Annotated in this window: 14 protein-coding genes and 2 pseudogenes; 9 read left to right on the top strand and 7 right to left on the bottom strand. The window is 53.8% G+C overall.

The window, feature by feature from the left end; genetic code table 11:
* The 3 genes and pseudogenes from ACQY8X_RS08440 to phoU all read left to right on the top strand — a co-directional run.
* A pseudogene (locus tag ACQY8X_RS08440) lies at window positions 1-198 on the top strand (phosphate ABC transporter permease PstA); the annotation flags it as partial.
* A gap of 13 nt (window positions 199-211) precedes the next feature.
* Window positions 212-1,043 (top strand): annotated as a pseudogene (gene pstB / locus ACQY8X_RS08435) (phosphate ABC transporter ATP-binding protein PstB).
* Window positions 1,044-1,059: 16 nt separating this feature from the next.
* Window positions 1,060-1,794: a phosphate signaling complex protein PhoU gene (gene phoU, locus ACQY8X_RS08430; protein ID WP_428034710.1), complete on the top strand. Its 735-nt coding sequence runs from the start codon at window positions 1,060-1,062 to the stop codon at window positions 1,792-1,794.
* A gap of 94 nt (window positions 1,795-1,888) precedes the next feature.
* Here the strand turns inward: phoU and ACQY8X_RS08425 are convergent, their stop codons facing one another.
* Complete coding sequence (locus tag ACQY8X_RS08425) at window positions 1,889-2,176, bottom strand: hypothetical protein (RefSeq protein ID WP_428034709.1); 288 nt, start codon at window positions 2,174-2,176, stop codon at window positions 1,889-1,891.
* A gap of 228 nt (window positions 2,177-2,404) precedes the next feature.
* On the opposite strand from ACQY8X_RS08425, the gene ACQY8X_RS08420 reads away from it, so the two are divergent.
* The gene (locus ACQY8X_RS08420; RefSeq protein ID WP_428034708.1) at window positions 2,405-3,919 is read left to right on the top strand and encodes a diguanylate cyclase; all 1,515 of its coding nucleotides are present in this window, start codon (window positions 2,405-2,407) and stop codon (window positions 3,917-3,919) included.
* 34 nt (window positions 3,920-3,953) lie between these two features.
* Here the strand turns inward: ACQY8X_RS08420 and ACQY8X_RS08415 are convergent, their stop codons facing one another.
* The gene (locus ACQY8X_RS08415; protein WP_428034707.1) at window positions 3,954-4,529 is read right to left on the bottom strand and encodes a DUF1415 domain-containing protein; all 576 of its coding nucleotides are present in this window, start codon (window positions 4,527-4,529) and stop codon (window positions 3,954-3,956) included.
* 91 nt (window positions 4,530-4,620) lie between these two features.
* Between ACQY8X_RS08415 and ACQY8X_RS08410 the strand changes: the two genes are divergently transcribed.
* The 4 genes from ACQY8X_RS08410 to phoR all read left to right on the top strand — a co-directional run bounded on the left by ACQY8X_RS08410 (window position 4,621) and on the right by phoR (window position 8,187).
* Entirely contained in the window at window positions 4,621-5,163 is a 543-nt protein-coding gene (locus tag ACQY8X_RS08410) for a chorismate--pyruvate lyase family protein (RefSeq protein ID WP_428034706.1), read from the top strand.
* A gap of 16 nt (window positions 5,164-5,179) precedes the next feature.
* The gene (gene ubiA, locus ACQY8X_RS08405; protein WP_428034705.1) at window positions 5,180-6,070 is read left to right on the top strand and encodes a 4-hydroxybenzoate octaprenyltransferase; all 891 of its coding nucleotides are present in this window, start codon (window positions 5,180-5,182) and stop codon (window positions 6,068-6,070) included.
* 104 nt (window positions 6,071-6,174) lie between these two features.
* A complete protein-coding gene (gene phoB / locus ACQY8X_RS08400; RefSeq protein ID WP_428034704.1) occupies window positions 6,175-6,870 on the top strand; it encodes a phosphate regulon transcriptional regulator PhoB in 696 nt (231 codons plus the stop codon).
* Window positions 6,871-6,879: 9 nt separating this feature from the next.
* On the top strand, window positions 6,880-8,187 hold the full coding sequence (gene phoR / locus ACQY8X_RS08395; RefSeq protein ID WP_428034703.1) for a phosphate regulon sensor histidine kinase PhoR: 1,308 nt from the start codon (window positions 6,880-6,882) through the stop codon (window positions 8,185-8,187).
* 61 nt (window positions 8,188-8,248) lie between these two features.
* On the opposite strand, the gene cysZ is transcribed toward phoR, so the two are convergent.
* Complete coding sequence (gene cysZ / locus ACQY8X_RS08390) at window positions 8,249-9,043, bottom strand: sulfate transporter CysZ (RefSeq protein WP_428034702.1); 795 nt, start codon at window positions 9,041-9,043, stop codon at window positions 8,249-8,251.
* Between the two features lie 25 nt (window positions 9,044-9,068).
* The gene (locus ACQY8X_RS08385) at window positions 9,069-9,293 is read right to left on the bottom strand and encodes a hypothetical protein (protein ID WP_428034701.1); all 225 of its coding nucleotides are present in this window, start codon (window positions 9,291-9,293) and stop codon (window positions 9,069-9,071) included.
* A gap of 145 nt (window positions 9,294-9,438) precedes the next feature.
* Between ACQY8X_RS08385 and ACQY8X_RS08380 the strand changes: the two genes are divergently transcribed.
* Complete coding sequence (locus tag ACQY8X_RS08380; RefSeq protein WP_428034700.1) at window positions 9,439-10,383, top strand: NADP-dependent oxidoreductase; 945 nt, start codon at window positions 9,439-9,441, stop codon at window positions 10,381-10,383.
* Window positions 10,384-10,394: 11 nt separating this feature from the next.
* Here the strand turns inward: ACQY8X_RS08380 and ACQY8X_RS08375 are convergent, their stop codons facing one another.
* Genes ACQY8X_RS08375 through ACQY8X_RS08365 form a run of 3 tightly spaced genes read right to left on the bottom strand, consistent with a single transcriptional unit; the run spans window position 10,395 to window position 17,124 of the window.
* The gene (locus ACQY8X_RS08375; RefSeq protein ID WP_428034699.1) at window positions 10,395-11,180 is read right to left on the bottom strand and encodes a hypothetical protein; all 786 of its coding nucleotides are present in this window, start codon (window positions 11,178-11,180) and stop codon (window positions 10,395-10,397) included.
* A gap of 13 nt (window positions 11,181-11,193) precedes the next feature.
* Window positions 11,194-14,958, bottom strand: coding sequence for a hybrid sensor histidine kinase/response regulator (locus ACQY8X_RS08370; protein ID WP_428034698.1), 3,765 nt, complete (start codon window positions 14,956-14,958; stop codon window positions 11,194-11,196).
* 21 nt (window positions 14,959-14,979) lie between these two features.
* Window positions 14,980-17,124 (bottom strand): methyl-accepting chemotaxis protein, encoded by a 2,145-nt coding sequence (locus ACQY8X_RS08365; RefSeq protein ID WP_428034697.1) that lies wholly within the window; start codon window positions 17,122-17,124, stop codon window positions 14,980-14,982.
* Window positions 17,125-17,150 lie beyond the last annotated feature (26 nt).

Below are 17,150 nucleotides of genomic sequence, written 5' to 3'. Positions count from 1 at the left end.
CTCCATCTGGATCGTAAATTTATGCACCTTGGCTTTCACATCTACGACGTGGGCTTCCAGAGCCCCAATGTGGAAGCGGCCCGCCCGTTGGTCTACGCCACTGCCCTGCTGTTGGTGCTGGTGATTATCATGCTCAACCTGGCGGCGATCGGTATTCGAAATCATCTGCGCGAGAAGTACCGCGCCCTGGAACATTAAGCGAGTAGCTACGATGACTGATTCAACCACACCGACTCACGGTATCGACATTAGTGCCATGAAGCGCGAACCGCGCCACATGCATTTCGCCGATGAGAAGATCTGCATCGACGTAAAGGATGTTGATCTCTATTACGGTGAAAAACAGGCGCTGAAAAATATCAATATGCAGATCCCGCAGCAGCGCGTATCCGCCTTCATCGGTCCTTCCGGTTGTGGTAAGTCCACCTTCCTGCTTTAACCGGATGAACGATCTGGTTGACAGCTGCCGTATTGAGGGACAAATGGCGCTGTATGGCCAGAACATCTATGAGCGCGGGGTCGATGTTGCTGACCTGCGCCGTCGTGTCGGTATGGTGTTTCAGAAACCTAACCCATTCCCGAAAAGCATCTACGAAAACGTGGCCTACGGTCTGCGTATTCAGGGGATCAATAAAAAACGCACCATCGACGAAACCGTTGAGTGGGCGCTGAAATCTGCCGCCCTGTGGGATGAGGTTAAAGACCGCTTACACGAAAGTGCACTGGGAATGTCCGGTGGTCAGCAGCAGCGTCTGGTGATCGCCCGCACCATTGCGGTTAAACCGGAAGTACTGTTGCTGGATGAACCCGCATCCGCACTGGACCCGATCTCCACACTGAAGATCGAAGAGCTGATCAATGAGCTGAAAAAAGATTTCACCATCGTCATCGTCACCCACAATATGCAACAGGCGGCCCGGGTTTCCGACTACACTGCATTTATGTATATGGGCGATCTGATAGAGTTTGGCGTAACAGACCATCTGTTCACCAATCCAGAGAAGAAACAAACAGAAGACTACATCACCGGTCGTTACGGTTAATTAGGGGAGAATCATAGTGAGTTACGAACAGGACCGTCACAGCAATCACATCTCCCAGAGCTTCAATGAAGAGCTGGAACAGATCCGCACTGAACTACTGACCATGGGTGGCCTGGTTGAGCGCCAGCTCAGCGACGCTGTCGATGCCCTGGTTGCCGGTGACACCGAGCAGGCCGAACAGGCGCGCAAAAGTGACCAGGCGATCAATGATATGGAGATGATGATCGACGAGCAGTGCACACTGATCATCGCTCGGCGTCAGCCCGCCGCTGCCGACCTGCGTCTGATTATCTCAGTCAGTAAAGCGGTCAGCGACCTGGAACGGATCGGCGATGAAACCACCCGCATCTGTCGTTATGCCATTGAGCTGGCTAATGATGGCAAAAACGTCCGCGGTTATCAGGAAGTTCGCCACATCGGTAATCTGGTGCGCGATATGCTGCAAAACTGCCTCACCGCGTTTGCCCGCAGCGATGCCGAGATGGCCTATAAAGTGGCTAAGCAGGACAAAGAGGTAGATTCCGAGTATCGTACCGCGATGCGCTCACTGATGACCTACATGATGGAAGATCCGCGCTATATCACCAGTATCATGAATGTTATGTGGATACTGCGGGGGCTGGAGCGGATTGGTGATCATGCCCGCAATATGGCCGAGCACCTGATCTATCTGGTGAGTGGCACCGATGTTCGCCACAGCAGCCTGAAAGATATTAAGCGCACGGTCCGTGAAGTTGAGCAGAAAAAATAAACGCTTCGGGTAATAATTAAAAAGGCAGCTGAATGGCTGCCTTTTTGTTTTACAGATAGCAAAACCAGATACAGGACTTTTTTTATAATAGCGCTCAATGATCCGCTATACGCAGAGCAATCTTTCCGCCACTGATTGGCTGAGCACTAAGTTCAAGGCCATGCGCCTGATACCGGCCGGTATTTTTCAACTCATCCATAATAGCCTCGGGCAGCTCTCCGCCACACCAGCCCGGCGATATCTGTTTCATCGACAGCAGAAAAGCCGCATCAAGATCCCAGAAATCACCTTTCATATCGCAGACTGCTTCACCCGCTTTACGCGGTTTGCTATTCCGGCCCCCCAGCTTTCCCTGGGGTTGCCTCTTTAGATCAACTGGCACGCTTCCACCCTGTTTTCATTACGTTTCATTCAGCGTACAACTCAGCCCGCCAGCACAAGCTATTCCAGCCTTGTATGCCAGAGATCAATATTAACGCAATTAAAATAGCGGTTGTACTACACATTCAGTGTTTTACAAGAAAACTAACAAATTATTCAGTTCCGGCCGACCTCTGCCGATAGCTATGCAACGCAAATGAAAATCAGAGAGTCATAACGGGAAGCACTGATGGCTGAATATATCGTCTATGGTGATATCAATTGCCCTTTCAGCTATGCATTGCATGAGATGCTACATAGCCATAACCTGATGCACCGGGTTGACTGGCGCATGGTGGAGCACGACGCAATCTCCAACGCTTATCAGGGCAGTGCAGAAAACATGGCCGAACTGGCCAATAATATCTTTAACATTCGTAACCGGGCTCCGGATATAACCATCTCCCTGCCCAGCACCCTGGGCGACAGCCTGTTCCCCTCGCTCTGCATTACCGCCACACAACAGATTGATCCCGACCGCGCCGCAACCTTTCTGCGCACGCTGTACCGGGCACTGTGGATCAAGGGCAAGGATATCGCGTCGCCTGCCGTCATTTATGATGCGCTTGAAGAGGCAGGTCTACCTACTGAGCTGGATATCGACGGGGCCTGTGAAGAGACCCTGCTGTGCCGCCAAAACGAATGGGAAGATAGCCACTTAGGTCTGCAAACACCTGTCATCCAGGCGGAGGACGGTCGTCGCCTGGTGGGCTTTGTGAATCAGCAAGCGATTATCGACTTTATGCAGGGCGCAGAGATTAACCAGGATCTCTGCAGTAACCCCCGTCCGCACAGCCAGATGACGATCGCGATATACGGTGATGAGAAAATCACCGAAATCTGGAGCGCTCTTGCCACGCTGAGAGATGAAAGCAATATTCTGCTACCGCAGTCGATGCAAGCGCTCCAGGAGATGCTGTTATCACAGGAGCGCTGCCCCGATCTGATATTGCTGAATAACTCAGGCCACCTGCAGAACCTGAATGAGGTGTGCCGCGGGATATCCCATCTGATCCGCGAACAACGGGTTCCTATTGCCGTCATCGGTCACCCCATCAGTGATTCAGAGGAGGCTGAACTGTACGACCTGGGGATCTCCGATTACCTGATACAGACACGGGACCCGGTCATTATCCGTGCGCGAATCAATATCCTGCTACAGCTAAAAAGTGCCCACGATATGCTCTCGAAGGCTGCCAGTATTGACGCGCTCACCCAGGTATACAACCGTCGGGAGTTTGAGCGCTGCTTTGAAACAGAGTGGCGTCGGGGGCAGCGATCACGACAACCGATCTCTGTTATTCTGCTGGATATCGACCATTTCAAAGCCTTCAACGACAGCTTCGGTCATCTTGAGGGTGACAGTTGTTTACAACAGGTCGCCTCCACCATCCAGGCATCAGCCCGCCGGGCGCAGGATCTGGTGTGCCGTTATGGCGGCGAGGAGTTTGTCATCTTGTTGCCTGAAACCAATCAGGAGGGCGCCCGGATTCTGGCAGAGAAGGTGCGTCAGAAGATCATTGCCTTAAATATTCAGCACGCCCCTGCCTTTGCTAATCATCCGGTCTCCGCCAGTCTCGGAGTCGCCACCGCGATACCCGCCAATCGGGGGCTGTCTCCCAGACAACTGCTTCAGGAGGCGGATAACGCCCTCTATAAAGCCAAACATAATGGGCGCAATCGGGTCGAACTGTTCAGCCCTTAGGATTAGCGGCTTAATAGTGCCTGGTTTGCGCCGTCTAGCAGTAGTCCGCAAAGGGAGGAAAGCGTTCTATCAGCCCCTCCCGACCCAGTTCCCGCAGTCGTTTAATGTTGCGCTCAGGAATCTGCTCCGGATGCGCATAGTGGGTCAGCGCACGGCCCATCTCCGCCTCCCGGATAATATGGAAGGCGGGCCAGGGCGCACGATTGCTCCAGTGGCTCAGATCATCCTCAGGCACCCCGGCAAACAGATACGCGGGGTGAAAGCTGGCCAGCTGCAGCACACCATCCAGACCTGACTCGACCAGCAGCTCTTCAAACAGGTGCAGGTGATCCAGGTAAACATAAAAATCTTCCAGCCCGACAGGCACGATAAACAAGGTAGTAGAGATGTCAGTCTCACTGGCCGCCAGAATCAGCTCAACCTCAGCCAGAAAAGCCGCGACCAGTGGTTCGCCCTCCTGCGCCTCGGTAACCGCATAACGCAGCGAATTATCTTTCACTACCGGTGCGGCAAATGGGCAGAGGTTTAACCCGACCACCATTGTTTCAACCCACTGCCGGGTTATCTTTTCAACCTGCTCTGCAGAATAGTGTTGCTGTGCATTAACCATAACGTTCTACCTGATTCTGAACGGTGCGAAACCGATACTTTTAACCTCCGGTAGGGTACTATACGGGCAGTTTTTTTGCTGAGAAATTATTGTGCCTGCCGCTCTGACCCGCAACAGTTTGCATACCCGCTGGTATACCCTCAGACGCCCTGCAGCAACCGATGCACCGCTTAACTGGCGCAGATGGTTGCTCGACAGAGGCTCGCTGACACAACATCTGGTGCACGCCAGCCAGGGGCGCTTCCGGGTTGAAGTTGTGCGCCAGCAATGGGGCCGCGCCAGCCGTTCTGAAGCGATGACGCTGAACATTGCCACACGCCAACGGGTCCTCATCCGGGAGGTCCGGTTGATCGGCAATGATCAGCCCTGGGTGTTTGCCCGAACCATCATCCCCGCATCGACCCTGACCGGCAAGCAACGCCAGCTGAGCGCTCTGGGTTGCCGCTCATTGGGCAGCGTGCTGTTTCGCGACCCGACGATGAAACGCGGCCCTCTGCAGGTAAGCCGCCTACAGCTAAGCAGTGGTGAAACCGCCTGGGCGCGCCGTTCACTGTTCTTTCTGGCAAATAAACCACTTCTGGTCGCCGAGGTTTTCCTGCCGGCGCTGCAACAGGTAAACTACCGCAAAAAATGAATACGGACCGTTAACTATGCAACTGGGTAATCTCAAAATCAGCCCCGCCTGGCAACAGAAGCTCAACGCCTGTGGTGAACTGATGCGGGTGAGTAAACCGATCGGCACCTACCTGCTGCTCTGGCCTGCGCTATGGTCCCTGTGGATTGCTTCGGCGGGCATTCCCCCCATCAACTTACTGATTATCTTTGTGCTGGGAACATTTCTGATGCGCTCAGCCGGGTGTGTGATTAACGATTATGCTGACCGCAAGATTGATGGCCATGTGAAGCGAACCGCCCAACGCCCCCTGCCGTCCGGAAGAATCTCCTCTAAAGAGACGCTGATCCTGTTCGCCGGTCTGCTGGCCGCCGCATTTATACTGGTGCTGTTTACCAACCAGCTGACGATCTGGCTGTCCGTCGTTGCGGTGGCACTGGCTGCCTGTTATCCCTTTATGAAACGCTATACCCATCTGCCGCAGGTGGTACTCGGCATGGCATTTTCCTGGGCGATACCCATGGCGTTCAGTGCCACCCTGAATACGGTGCCCAAAATCGCCTGGCTGATCTATATCGCCGCCATTCTCTGGACCATCGCCTATGACACCATGTACGCGATGGTTGACCGGGACGATGATATCCGCATCGGGGTGAAATCCACTGCGGTACTGTTCGGCGATATGGATAAAGCCATTGTCGGCCTGCTGCAACTACTGACCCTGGCCATTCTGGTGATGATAGGTATCGATCTGGGCTTGTCTGTCTGGTTCTATCTGGGTCTGCTGGGGATGAGCGGATTCTTTGTCTACCAGCAATACCTCATCAGAGAGCGTCAGCGAGACGCATGTTTCACTGCATTTCTTAACAACAATTACGCGGGAATGACGGTTTTTATCGGCTTATTTCTCCATTATCTGACAACTTGATGACAAATAGCCTGACAGCGGCTACTTTGTCATATTTATGTAACAGTTTCATAATCTAATATGACCGTCTTAATACATAGAATGAATAGATGAGGTGATTGGTCATGACGTCGGGTAAACGCGTTCTGATTGTTGACGACGAGGCTCCGATTCGCGAGATGATCGCTGTTGCACTCGAAATGGCTGGATATGATTGTATGGAGGCCGATTCCGCTCAGGCTGCGCATCCAATGATCGTTGATTGCAAACCGGATATGGTTCTGCTCGACTGGATGATGCCAGGCATCAGTGGTATCGAATTTGCGCGCCGTCTGCGCAAAGACGAGATGACCTCAGATATCCCGATTATCATGCTGACCGCCAAAACCGATGAAGATAACAAAATTCAGGGGCTGGAAACCGGCATTGATGACTATATCACCAAGCCGTTTTCCCCCCGGGAACTGGTTGCCCGCCTGAAGACCGTGCTGCGTCGCACGACCCCCAAAGGGGTTGAAGAACCGATCACCGTTGATAGCCTCACCCTCGACCCGGTTTCTCACCGGGTCAGCTCTGAGCTGAAACCGCTGGAACTGGGGCCAACCGAATTTCGTCTGTTGCAGTTTTTTATGACTCATCAGGATCGCGCCTACACCCGCAGTCAGTTGCTGGATCTGGTTTGGGGTGGCAACGTTTACGTCGAGGAACGCACCGTTGACGTGCATATCCGTCGTCTGCGAAAAGCACTGGGGGACCGGCATGACTATCTGATCCAGACGGTTCGCGGTACCGGTTATCGTTTCTCTTCCCAGGTAGCCTGAGCCTAGCCTATGTACAACTCCAGTCATACGATAGCTGGCAACCTGCTGCTAACCGTGGCTGGCAGCCTGTTTCTGGGGTTTGTTATCGGTTATCCCGGCTGGACTCTGGCCGTTGCGTTGTTATTCTGGGGGCTGTATCAGGTTAAGCAGTTCAACCGTTTACAACAGTGGCTGATGCGCGAAGATCATACCGATGTTCCTGAAAGTAACGGCTATTGGGGGGAACTGTTTGATGAGATCTCCAGAGATCAGAAGCGCCAGATACAGCGGACGCAGGCGCTGCGCAATGTGATCCACCGCTTTCAGCAATCCTCTGCAGCGCTAAGTGATGCGATCGTCATCATTGATGCCCACAACCACCTGGAGTGGTGGAACCGGGCCGCCGAAAAACTACTGGGGATGAAAACCCAGACGGATCGTGGCCGTTCAGTGATGAACCTGCTGCGTGATCCGCGCTTTGTGCGCTATTACCGTAAAAATCATTATGATGACCCCCTGCAACTCACCTCTCCGGTACAGAAAGATAGGGTACTCGAATACCGTATTACCCGTTTTGGTGCCGGTGACCGCATTCTGGTCGCCCGGGACATCACCCGACTGAAACAGCTGGAGCAGACCCGTCAGGACTTCGTCGCCAACGCCTCTCACGAGCTGCGTACGCCACTGACGGTCATCCGTGGCTACCTTGAGACCTTTCTGGATCAGGAACTACCCCGCCCACTGCTACGGGGCCTGAGTCAGATGGAGAGCCAGTCCCGGCGGATGGAAAACCTGGTCGCCGATCTGCTGCTGCTCTCCCGTCTGGAAACCAGTGCTCATGTCTCCGATGAACTGCCGGTACCGATCCATTCGATGATCGCCCGCATCCGCGAAGATGGTCTGGTATTGGGGCAGGAGAAAAATCAGACGATCGAAACCGATCTGGAAGAGGCAACTTCGCTGCTGGGACAGGAGTCAGAAATATATAGCGCGATCTCCAACCTGGTGTTTAATGCGGTACGCTATACGCCAGCCGGAGGTGCAATCAAGCTGCGCTGGTGGAGCGATAAAGAGGGCGGGCATTTCGCCGTCAAAGATAACGGTCCGGGTATCGACAGCATCCACCTGCCCCGCCTGCAGGAACGTTTCTACCGGGTAGATGAGAGCCGTTCATCCGACAGCGGTGGCACCGGCCTCGGGCTGGCAATCGTCAAACACGTGATGCTGCGCCACGGAGGTAAGCTGACCATCAGTAGCCAGCTGGGCAAAGGCAGCACCTTCACCTGTCACTTTCCCAATGAGCTGGTAATTCCGGCGGCGATCAGAGAACAGGCGTAGCCGGGATAAAAAAACGCACCCTTGACCGGTGCGTTTTGATAACCGCTGAAAGCCTGCTTATCTACTTATGTTCCAGCCGTTCACGATCACTAGCCGCGGTGAGATCGATCTCACTTCCGTCGGTGTATTCCTCCACCCAGAAGATTGTCGCCCCCACCACACCCGCAGGCATAATCAGCAGGTTTAACAATGGAATCATCATGCCAAATGAGATCAGCCCGCCAAAGCCGACCGAGGTCAGCCTGCGCTGCTTCAGGGAGTCCTTCATCACCCGGAAGCTGACGCGGTTATTATCCATAGGATAATCGCAGTACTGAATCGCCATCATCCAGCAGCCAAACAGGAACAACAGCACAGGAGCCACGATCCCCAGCACCGGGATAAAAGTGAGAATCAGCAGAAACACTAAGCGGGGCAGATAGTAGAGCAGTTTAGAGAGCTCCCGGGCAACCGTCCGGGGGATCAGCGCCAGAATCTCCTTCCAGCCGGAATCGGTGACGGTAACCCCTCGTAAACGCTGTTCCACTTTCTCCGACAAGATACCATTGAACGGTGCGGCAATAATGTTGGCGACCACGCTAAAACTGTAATAAACCGAAATCAACACCAGTACCGCTATCAGCGGCCAGAGGATATAACGCAAAAAATCCAGCCATTGCCAGTCCGGCAGTATTGAACTGAGCAGATAGTCAATCCAGTAACCCATCTGATCAAACAGCAACCAGATGGCACCGGTAAACAGAAAAATATTGATTAGCAGAGGCACTATTACAAAGTGCCGAATTCCCTTTTCTGGCAACATCGCCAGACCACGCAAAAAATAGTTTGCGCCGCGTAACGGATTTCCTTTCATCATGTCCTCTATCAGTTAAACATCTGCATCAGGCAAAAAAGTGGTTATAAAACCGTACAATCACCGCGATTAACATCATCGACAACCCTATACGGTTAATCAAAAACTCCCGTTTGGTAAAGGAGATTGTGGCCTGCCAGAATATCAGTATCGATTTGAAATCGCTGGTTCTCAGCACATAGAGTATCAGTGACGCCAGAAATACACCAAGTCCGACCATCATAAACAGCTGTTCCACTACCGCCAGAGTCATTTTTCCATCACCATAAGTTACTTTCGAGAGGCCTAAGATTAACAGAAATAGTCGGCATTAGTGGCTGGTTTAGCCTATAACTTTATGTGAATATAAAAAACATCCTGCTCTTTTTTTCCTCTTCAATTTTTCACCGGAGTTTCTTATGCATGCGATATCAATACATCAGTTTGGCGGTCTTGAAGAGCTAAATTACAATAAACAATCCAGACCTCAGCTGAACACCGGGGAGGTTCTGGTAAAAACCACCGCTGTCGGGGTTAACCCAATAGACTGGAAAACCTGCTCTGGCGGCGGTGCCAGCGGTTTTGTAACCGAGTTTCCATTCATCCCCGGCTGGGAGTTCTCCGGCGTTATCGCCGATCCGGGCGATACCGCTTTTAATGTCGATGACGCCGTGTACGGGATGATCCGTTTCCCTCAGCCGGCCGGTTGTTACGCCGAATATATTGCCGCTCCGGCAGCGCAGATCGCCCGCCTGCCGGACGCGGTTGATCTGACCATGGCGGGAGGCCTGGCGACCGCCAGTCTGACCGCCTGGCAGGCGGTATTTGTTAAAGGGGATCTGCAACCGGGTCAGCAGGTTATGGTGCTGGGGGCTGCCGGTGGGGTGGGTCACTTAGCCGTACAACTGGCCAAATGGGCCGGGGCCCATGTGACCGGCACCGCGTCTCTCCACAATCATGAGTTTCTCGCCGAGCTGGGCTGCGAACGCGCTATTGATTACCATCATCAGAGCCTCGATGAGTTTAACAGCAGTATGGACCTGATTATCGACTGTGTCGGCGGTGAAACGGGTATCAGTGCACTTCCCTGCGTTAAGCCCGGAGGGGTTATGGTCACATTGCCGTCGGTGACCAAAGAGCAGGTCATCGCGGCTGGCGTGGCACAGCGGCGAAGGGTTGAGCCGATCCTCTGCGAACCCTCCGCTGAGCAACTTATAAAGATTGGGGAACTGGTCGCCGATGAGGAGCTGAAACTGCATATCGGCGAGACATTCCCCCTGGCAAAGGCCGCTGAAGCCTTTGCCCTAAGCCAGAGCGGTCATGTCTGCGGCAAACTTATTCTGACATGTGACCAACCAGCGTAATCCACTAAGTATTACGCGTCTGCCAGTGAGAGATAAGCCGACTGCAGCTGCTCCAGTTGCATAATCACTTTGACCACGGAACGGTCCACCAGTGCTGGCAGTAACGCCCCGGGGCGGGCCTTAGCTACGCTAAGAGCCTGCTCCAGCGAGGTGCTGAGCTGCTGTAGCTGAGCATTGATTTCAGCGGTGTTCTGCGGCAGCCCCTGTAACTCCGCCATGTTAGTGCGCAGATCCGCCGATATCGTGTCATAGGAGAGATCCGTCGCTGACGCCACACCCCAGGCGGTCATCGCGTAGATCACGACTAACTGCTGGCAAAGCAACTCCTGCTGTCCCACCAGTGTCAGCGGCTGCGCGCTGCCATCAGCTTTCGTCTGTAGCGCTTTATCCAGTAATAGATCCGCCTGTCTCAGGAGCGCATTATTAGCACTATACAGCTCGTTAAAGTTCTGCTTATTCGCTTTGCGCTGATACTGCTGGCGAACCTGCTGCCAGTTCTGGCTCATACTGGCAACCTGAGCCTGCAGGTCGGCAGCGGCAACCCCGCTCAGTTGCTGCTGTTGTACGGTAAACTGCTGAGCCGCCTGTTGCAGCGCTTCATCCGCTTTACGGGCTCGCACCCCCAGCGCAGACAGCAGATAGTTTTTCATCATCACCTGTGTCAGGGTGCGCTGATTCGCGGTAACACTGATCACTCCGGCCTGAGACGATATATCGGCAGCCCGGGCTACCCCCGCCAGACTGAGACTAATAAGTAGTGTCGAGATTGCTGCTTGGATAATTTTTTTCGTATTCATATCAATACTGTCTTCAGGCTGTTTGGTTGGTTGTTTGTAACAGGGTTTGCACATGGTCCAGCAGTGCATTTTCCGTCCAGGGTTTCGTTAGAAAAACACTCACCCCCGACTGTTCTGCCTCTTCCCGATGACGCTGGGTAGTTCTCGAGGTAATCATCAGCACCGGGATATCACTCATCCCTTCCCGGCCACGAATCATACTGGTCAGTTCCATCCCCCCCATGCGTGGCATTTCCAGATCGGTGAGTACCAGATCCGGACGTTTTTTACGCATCTGATTCATCGCATCCAGCCCATCAATTGCGGTACTGACATCATAGCCAGTATCCCGCAACAGACTGGATAAAGAGGTCCGTGCACTGACAGAGTCGTCCACCACCAGCAGTTTCGGCAGGCTCAGATCACTTTGTAACAACTGCGGAATAAACAGGTTCTGCTGGCCAGCGGATTTGTAACGAATTCTGGCCGGCAGATCGATAACCGCTGCAGTATCACCATTGGCCAGAATGGTTAATCCGGGAATCCCTGGCAGATCCGGCAGATAATCCCCCATCTGCTTAAAGGCCAGCTCCCGGTGGGCGATAACTTCACGCACCATCACCGCAACTCTTTCGCCCTGCCCCAGATTCACCAGCAATACCGGATGCACCTCTCCGGCCTTGTAAGGTATACCATGCTCACCGAGCAGCGCTTCCAGACCATACGCCCGAAATTGCTCTTCGCGGTATTCAAACAGCATTCCCTCAGGGCTTTCATGCAATCGGCCATCCAGTGAGATCAGCGTCTGTTCCAGACCATGACTGGCGAGGGCATAGATCGCTCTGCCTGCCCGCACCAGCAGTGTTTTAATCATCAGCGAACTGGATGGCATCGACAATTCAAATGTGGTGCCCTTACCCGGTTCAGAATGGATATCCAGAATCCCCTGCAAGCGCATGATCTGCTGATGCACAACATCCATGCCGATACCCCGGCCTGACAGCTGGCTGATCTCTTCCCGGGTGGAGAACCCGGGAATCAGAATCAGCCGCTCAGCATCATGCTTGCTTAATTGTGCCTCCGCACTGATCAGGCCCCGCTGGATAGCCACTTGGCGAATCCGGTCAGTATCAATACCGCAGCCATCATCACTGCAGTCAACCCGCACCAGATCCCTGTCCAGCCAGAAACGCAATACTATCTGCCCTTGTGGTGTTTTCCCGCCCGCCAGTCTCTGCTCCGGGGTTTCCAGCCCATGATCGATCGCATTACGAATAATGTGCATCAGCGGGTCAGTCAGCTGATTGAGAATATGGCTATCGACCCGCACCGACTCCCCATGAATCAACAGTTCAGCCTGTTTTCCCGTGCTACGACAGGCCTGCCGCACCACACGGTGCAACCGGGGTGTGATTGATTTCACCTCGACCAGACGGGTACTCAGCACCCGCTCCAGCGTCTCTTTCTGAATCCCACTCTGCGCGAGGTGCAACTCCCCGGTGCGACGGATATGCCGATCCATCAGCTGCTCGACCTCCTGAATATCAGCGGCAGCTTCCTGCAGACGGGAGATGCTGGTATGCATTTCGTTATAACGATCCATCTCCAGCGGATCGAAGCTGCTGCCAGCAACATTATTCGCCGGTTGCAGGGTAAACTGTTCATTCAGTTGCTGTTCCAGCTCAAACATAATGCGCTGCAGGGTCCGCTGACGGTCACGACTGAGACGCACATAACTGCGCAGCTGTGTGATCTGCTCGTGCAGCTGAGTATTCAGGGTGGAGCCTTCACCGGCAAGACGCATCAGACTATCCAGGGTTGCCTGTGGCACCCGGAAGAACGTCTGCTCCCGATTAACATTCTCAGCAGACTCGTCAGCCATTTGCTCCACGGGCTGCGGCAGCGGTTCTGCGAGCGCAGCAGAGGGGGGTGCTGCCGGGGGTAGCATGGGGCTGTCAGAGTTCTCGCTCTCCTGCTGTTGCAACCCCTGACTACGCAGACGGTAGTGCCAGTCCATTAACAACTGCAGCATCGCCTGCGAATTGTCCGGTGATGCGGACTGATTGATCACCGCTTCACACATCATCGCCAGGGTATCGGTAATCGCGGTCAGATCGTCACACAGGGGTTTCGCCGGTGACTGTCCCGCATCGGTAAACAGTTCAAGGATATCTTCCAGACGGTGGGTCAGGTTAGCGATGCCGGTGATACCGGCCATATTCGCCAGGCCTTTAATGGTGTGCGCCGCGCGCTGTGCCTCCCGCATCGCCTCCAGGCTGTGGCTGTCGGCAACCCGCTGCAGCTGCTCAGACAGCTGTTCTGATAACACCGGCAACTCATTAAACAGCATATCCAGCAGCTGAGGGTCCATATCGTCCGCAATACTCAGCTGAATATCGGTCTCGCTTGCCTGCTCCCGCTCGATGTTTTCGGCAGATTGCACCATCGCCATTGCCAGCAGCCCACCAATATAGCTGATCTGCTCCTCTGTCGGACTCGCAGGCAGTTCCAGCACTTCAAGCTGGTCAAGTAATACCTGTTGCCGGGCGCTGTCGTTAATATCCCCCATATAGCTGACCAGATCAGTCAGTAAGGCGCTGAGTTGTAGTAGCATCTGCGGTTGTAACTGCGCCGGATCACGCTGCAGCCAGTCGATATTCAGACTAATGCCCTGGACAATATTCGCCGCCCCTGACAGATGCACGGTGTGCATCGCCCGAATGACCGGCGCTAACAGCTTTTGCGAGCTATGCAGCAGAGCCCCGGCTCCATCAGTATGACTGCCATGCTGCTGCCACAGCGTTTCAAGCTGCTGCAGCGAACCGGTAAGCATCTGTAATACGGCGGGGTCCAGCTGTGGAGCCGGTTGTTGGAGCAGCTCCAGTGCCACCTGACAGAACGGTGGCGGCAACTCAGTTTCTGCTTCAGTCGCCTGCAATCCGGTCAGTACACCAGACTCAGGCTGAAGTGCTGGCTGAGGCTGGTCAGCGCAATCCGCCGGACTGGACGGATTCAGTCGTAACAGATCATCCAGCAACAGCGGTTGTAAAAAGTCCCGGTCATCCTCCGGCAGCGGTGCCTGCCAGCGCGGCTCGCTCATCAGTTGCAACAATGCTTCGACCGACTCAGGGCTTGGGTCTGTCAGCAGTGCTATCATCTGTTGCTGCAGCGTTATCCGCTGCGGATTATCAGATTCAGACTCCCACTGTTCTGCCAACAAGGCAAACAGATCGGCAAAACCGCTATATTCCGCTTCACTGGCATCTTCCACCTGCTGATGCAGCAGGCCAACAGCGCTCTCGGTATCAACCGCTGTCAGCCGCTGGAGCGACTCAATCCAGCCATGTGTCAGAGGGTTAGTCCGGGCAACCTGTTGCTCTTCTGCCGCGTCTGTCACCCTGATACAGGCGTTCAACTGCTGACAATCCTGTTGCAGCAGCTCTGCCAGAAATTCACAGTCCTCAGGTGCCAGCGGTTCCGGCCAGTGGCTGTCACTCAGACAGGCCAGCAGATATTGCCATATGCCAGGCTCCGGAGTATGGATCAGATCATCCAGTGCCTTATAAAAATCCACCAGCAAGACCCGTTGCTCCGAAGGCTCTTCAATCTGATGCAGTTGCTCCAGTTGCTCGGCAAACAGTGCTAAACCATCGGCAATACCGAGCAGTTCGGCCTCACTGAAGGGATCAACCAGCTGTTGCAGCGCGGCAATCAATTCATCAACATTCGGCTGAGCATCGCTCTGTTGCCGGAGTAACGCCAGAAACTGCTCTGCGGCGGTGATACTTTTACGAATCATGCTATCGGCCTGTCAGATTATTCAGGATACGACCGGGGCCGCCAGCTTGAATACACTGACCGACTGTTGCAGCTCCTGCGCAGCACTTACCAGTTCATCAGAGAGTTCTGACTGCTGCTGCATCTCTTTGTTTGTTGCCAGGGTAGACTCATCAATTTTGCCCGCCCGGACCCGCAGATCTTTCGCTACCCGGGCCTGTTTGGCCGAGTTTTGCGCAATCCGCACCACCGATTCAACCAGTGTCTGAGTGGTCGAGCGGGTTTCACTCATCCGCTCACCCGCTTCCTCCGCCAGACGGGTACCTTCAACCACGTCACTGATTACGGTGTTCATAACGTTGATGGTGTCGGCGGTCTCCAGCTGAATATTGTTCACCAGGGATTCAATCTCAGAGGTCGCTTCGCGGGAGTTTTCCGCCAGACGCTGTACCTCATCTACCACCACCATCAACCCGCGCCCGGCCTCACCGGCAGAGGCCGCATGCATACTCGCATTCAGCGACAATACATGGGTTCGCTCGGAGATGTTGTTGATCAGGTTTACAATTCCGCCAATCTCCTGGGAACGTTCACCCAGACGCTTAATCCGTTTTTCCGCTTCGTGAATCGTCTGGCGAATCTTGTTGATACTCTCAATTGTCTGAGATACAGAGCTCATCGCCGTTTCTGAGGTTTTAATCGCCTTCTGCGAGGCATTATTGGTCAGCACTGCCAGCTTTGAAATCAGCTCCATCGCTTTGATGGCCGAATCCAGACCCTGCAAGGTTTCAACGATCTCCTCCTGTTCACGGCTGGCGTAGGTGAGTACGGTTTCAGACTGCGACTTTACCTGTACCGAGGCATTTGCCACCCGGCGGGATACCGCATTTACATCGTTGAGAACCGTCTCAATCGAGGTTGTTAGCTGGTTGATCGAGTCCGCAATCGCCCCGGTAACATCCTCAGCAACCGGAACCCGCACGGTCAGATCCCGCTGGCTAATCTGGAATACGTTTTTAATCAATTCAATGATGGAGTTGTTAAGCTGGCGGTTTTCTTGTTCCTTCACCTGCAGCGCCTGCTCTTTTTCATCCAGCAAGGTATCCAGAACCTGGCCAAACTGCCCCAGTTCATCACGTGACTCCAGTTGACTGCGGGCATCAACATCGCCATCCCGGATGCGGTTAACCGTATCTTTCAGTTTAGTAACCGGGTCAATAACACCGTACTTGATAATTGACATACCAACAGCCATCGCCACGATCATCAGCGCCATCGAGATAAAGAAGTAGCTCACCATCGTCAGTGTTTCATCAGCCTGCAGGGCGCTGTTGTCAGCCTTCTGCTTATCGGCAAGTTTAATAATGCGGATAATCTGTGGGTCCAGTGCAACGACAATCGCAGATAACAGACGGAACAGACCTTCCCGACGTTCAAGACTGTACGACAACTCTTCGAAAAGCTGTTTAATTTCAGTCACCTTAGCCAGCACGTTGCGTCTTTGCGGTAGCTTTTCAGCGACCGCCGTTTCCAGCCCCCTCAGCATCGGCTCAAGCTGTTGCATGATGGTATCTTTGGAATACTGACCACGGCTGAAAATATATTCGTTGATCTCGCCGCTCAGGCTTTCGAACGCCTGAAAAAGAGCGGCATCATGTGTGGCAATCACCACCTTTTTAGTGCTCGCCAGCAGCGCCCTCATCTCACCAGAAAGCCCCTGGTCGGCAGTCAGACCGGAGGTGATGGCGGCTTCAGAAGCATCATAGAAAGCATCCTGGTAGTCATCGACAATTGCCTGCATCGACAGCACCTGCTTCTGAGCGTCGGCGCCGGGCAAGTATTGCTTCAGTTCAAGAAGACCCTGGTCTACGCCAGCCATCGCACCGTTGAACTGCATCAGCTGCATCAGGTCTTCGTTGGTCTGAAAGCTTTTCTCGTAGTAGCGCGCCCGGGTCAGGCTCGTTCCAATCTTATCCACCAGCTGCAAGAACCTATTCACCTGTTCAGAACGTTCCTTGGCCTGCTCATCGATCACGATGGTCTGGTAATAGGAGGCTCCCATGAAGATGAGTCCGATCACCATCAAAGCACCGGCAATCGCAAACTTGAACGGCATCCGCACATTGCGGAACTCCCAACTCCAAACCTGCTGTTCCTGTTCGGTTTTTATCTGCCTGAATGAACTCATACGTCTTGTTTCCCGTTTCTATAACT

This window comes from Amphritea sp. (assembly GCF_050300915.1).
GTDB lineage: Bacteria > Pseudomonadota > Gammaproteobacteria > Pseudomonadales > Balneatricaceae > Amphritea.
This window is presented reverse-complemented; position numbering and strand designations above follow the sequence as displayed.

Bases quoted from the DNA above. Each gene is read 5' to 3' on its own strand.
- phoB (WP_428034704.1), top strand. From the start codon at position 6,175: ATGACGTCGGGTAAACGCGTTCTGATTGTTGACGACGAGGCTCCGATT.
- ACQY8X_RS08385 (WP_428034701.1), bottom strand. From the start codon at position 9,293: ATGACTCTGGCGGTAGTGGAACAGCTGTTTATGATGGTCGGACTTGGT.
- ACQY8X_RS08380 (WP_428034700.1), top strand. From the start codon at position 9,439: ATGCATGCGATATCAATACATCAGTTTGGCGGTCTTGAAGAGCTAAAT.
- cysZ (WP_428034702.1), bottom strand. From the start codon at position 9,043: ATGATGAAAGGAAATCCGTTACGCGGCGCAAACTATTTTTTGCGTGGT.
- ubiA (WP_428034705.1), top strand. From the start codon at position 5,180: ATGCAACTGGGTAATCTCAAAATCAGCCCCGCCTGGCAACAGAAGCTC.
- phoR (WP_428034703.1), top strand. From the start codon at position 6,880: ATGTACAACTCCAGTCATACGATAGCTGGCAACCTGCTGCTAACCGTG.
- ACQY8X_RS08375 (WP_428034699.1), bottom strand. From the start codon at position 11,180: ATGAATACGAAAAAAATTATCCAAGCAGCAATCTCGACACTACTTATT.
- ACQY8X_RS08415 (WP_428034707.1), bottom strand. From the start codon at position 4,529: ATGGTTAATGCACAGCAACACTATTCTGCAGAGCAGGTTGAAAAGATA.
- ACQY8X_RS08420 (WP_428034708.1), top strand. From the start codon at position 2,405: ATGGCTGAATATATCGTCTATGGTGATATCAATTGCCCTTTCAGCTAT.
- ACQY8X_RS08365 (WP_428034697.1), bottom strand. From the start codon at position 17,124: ATGAGTTCATTCAGGCAGATAAAAACCGAACAGGAACAGCAGGTTTGG.
- ACQY8X_RS08370 (WP_428034698.1), bottom strand. From the start codon at position 14,958: ATGATTCGTAAAAGTATCACCGCCGCAGAGCAGTTTCTGGCGTTACTC.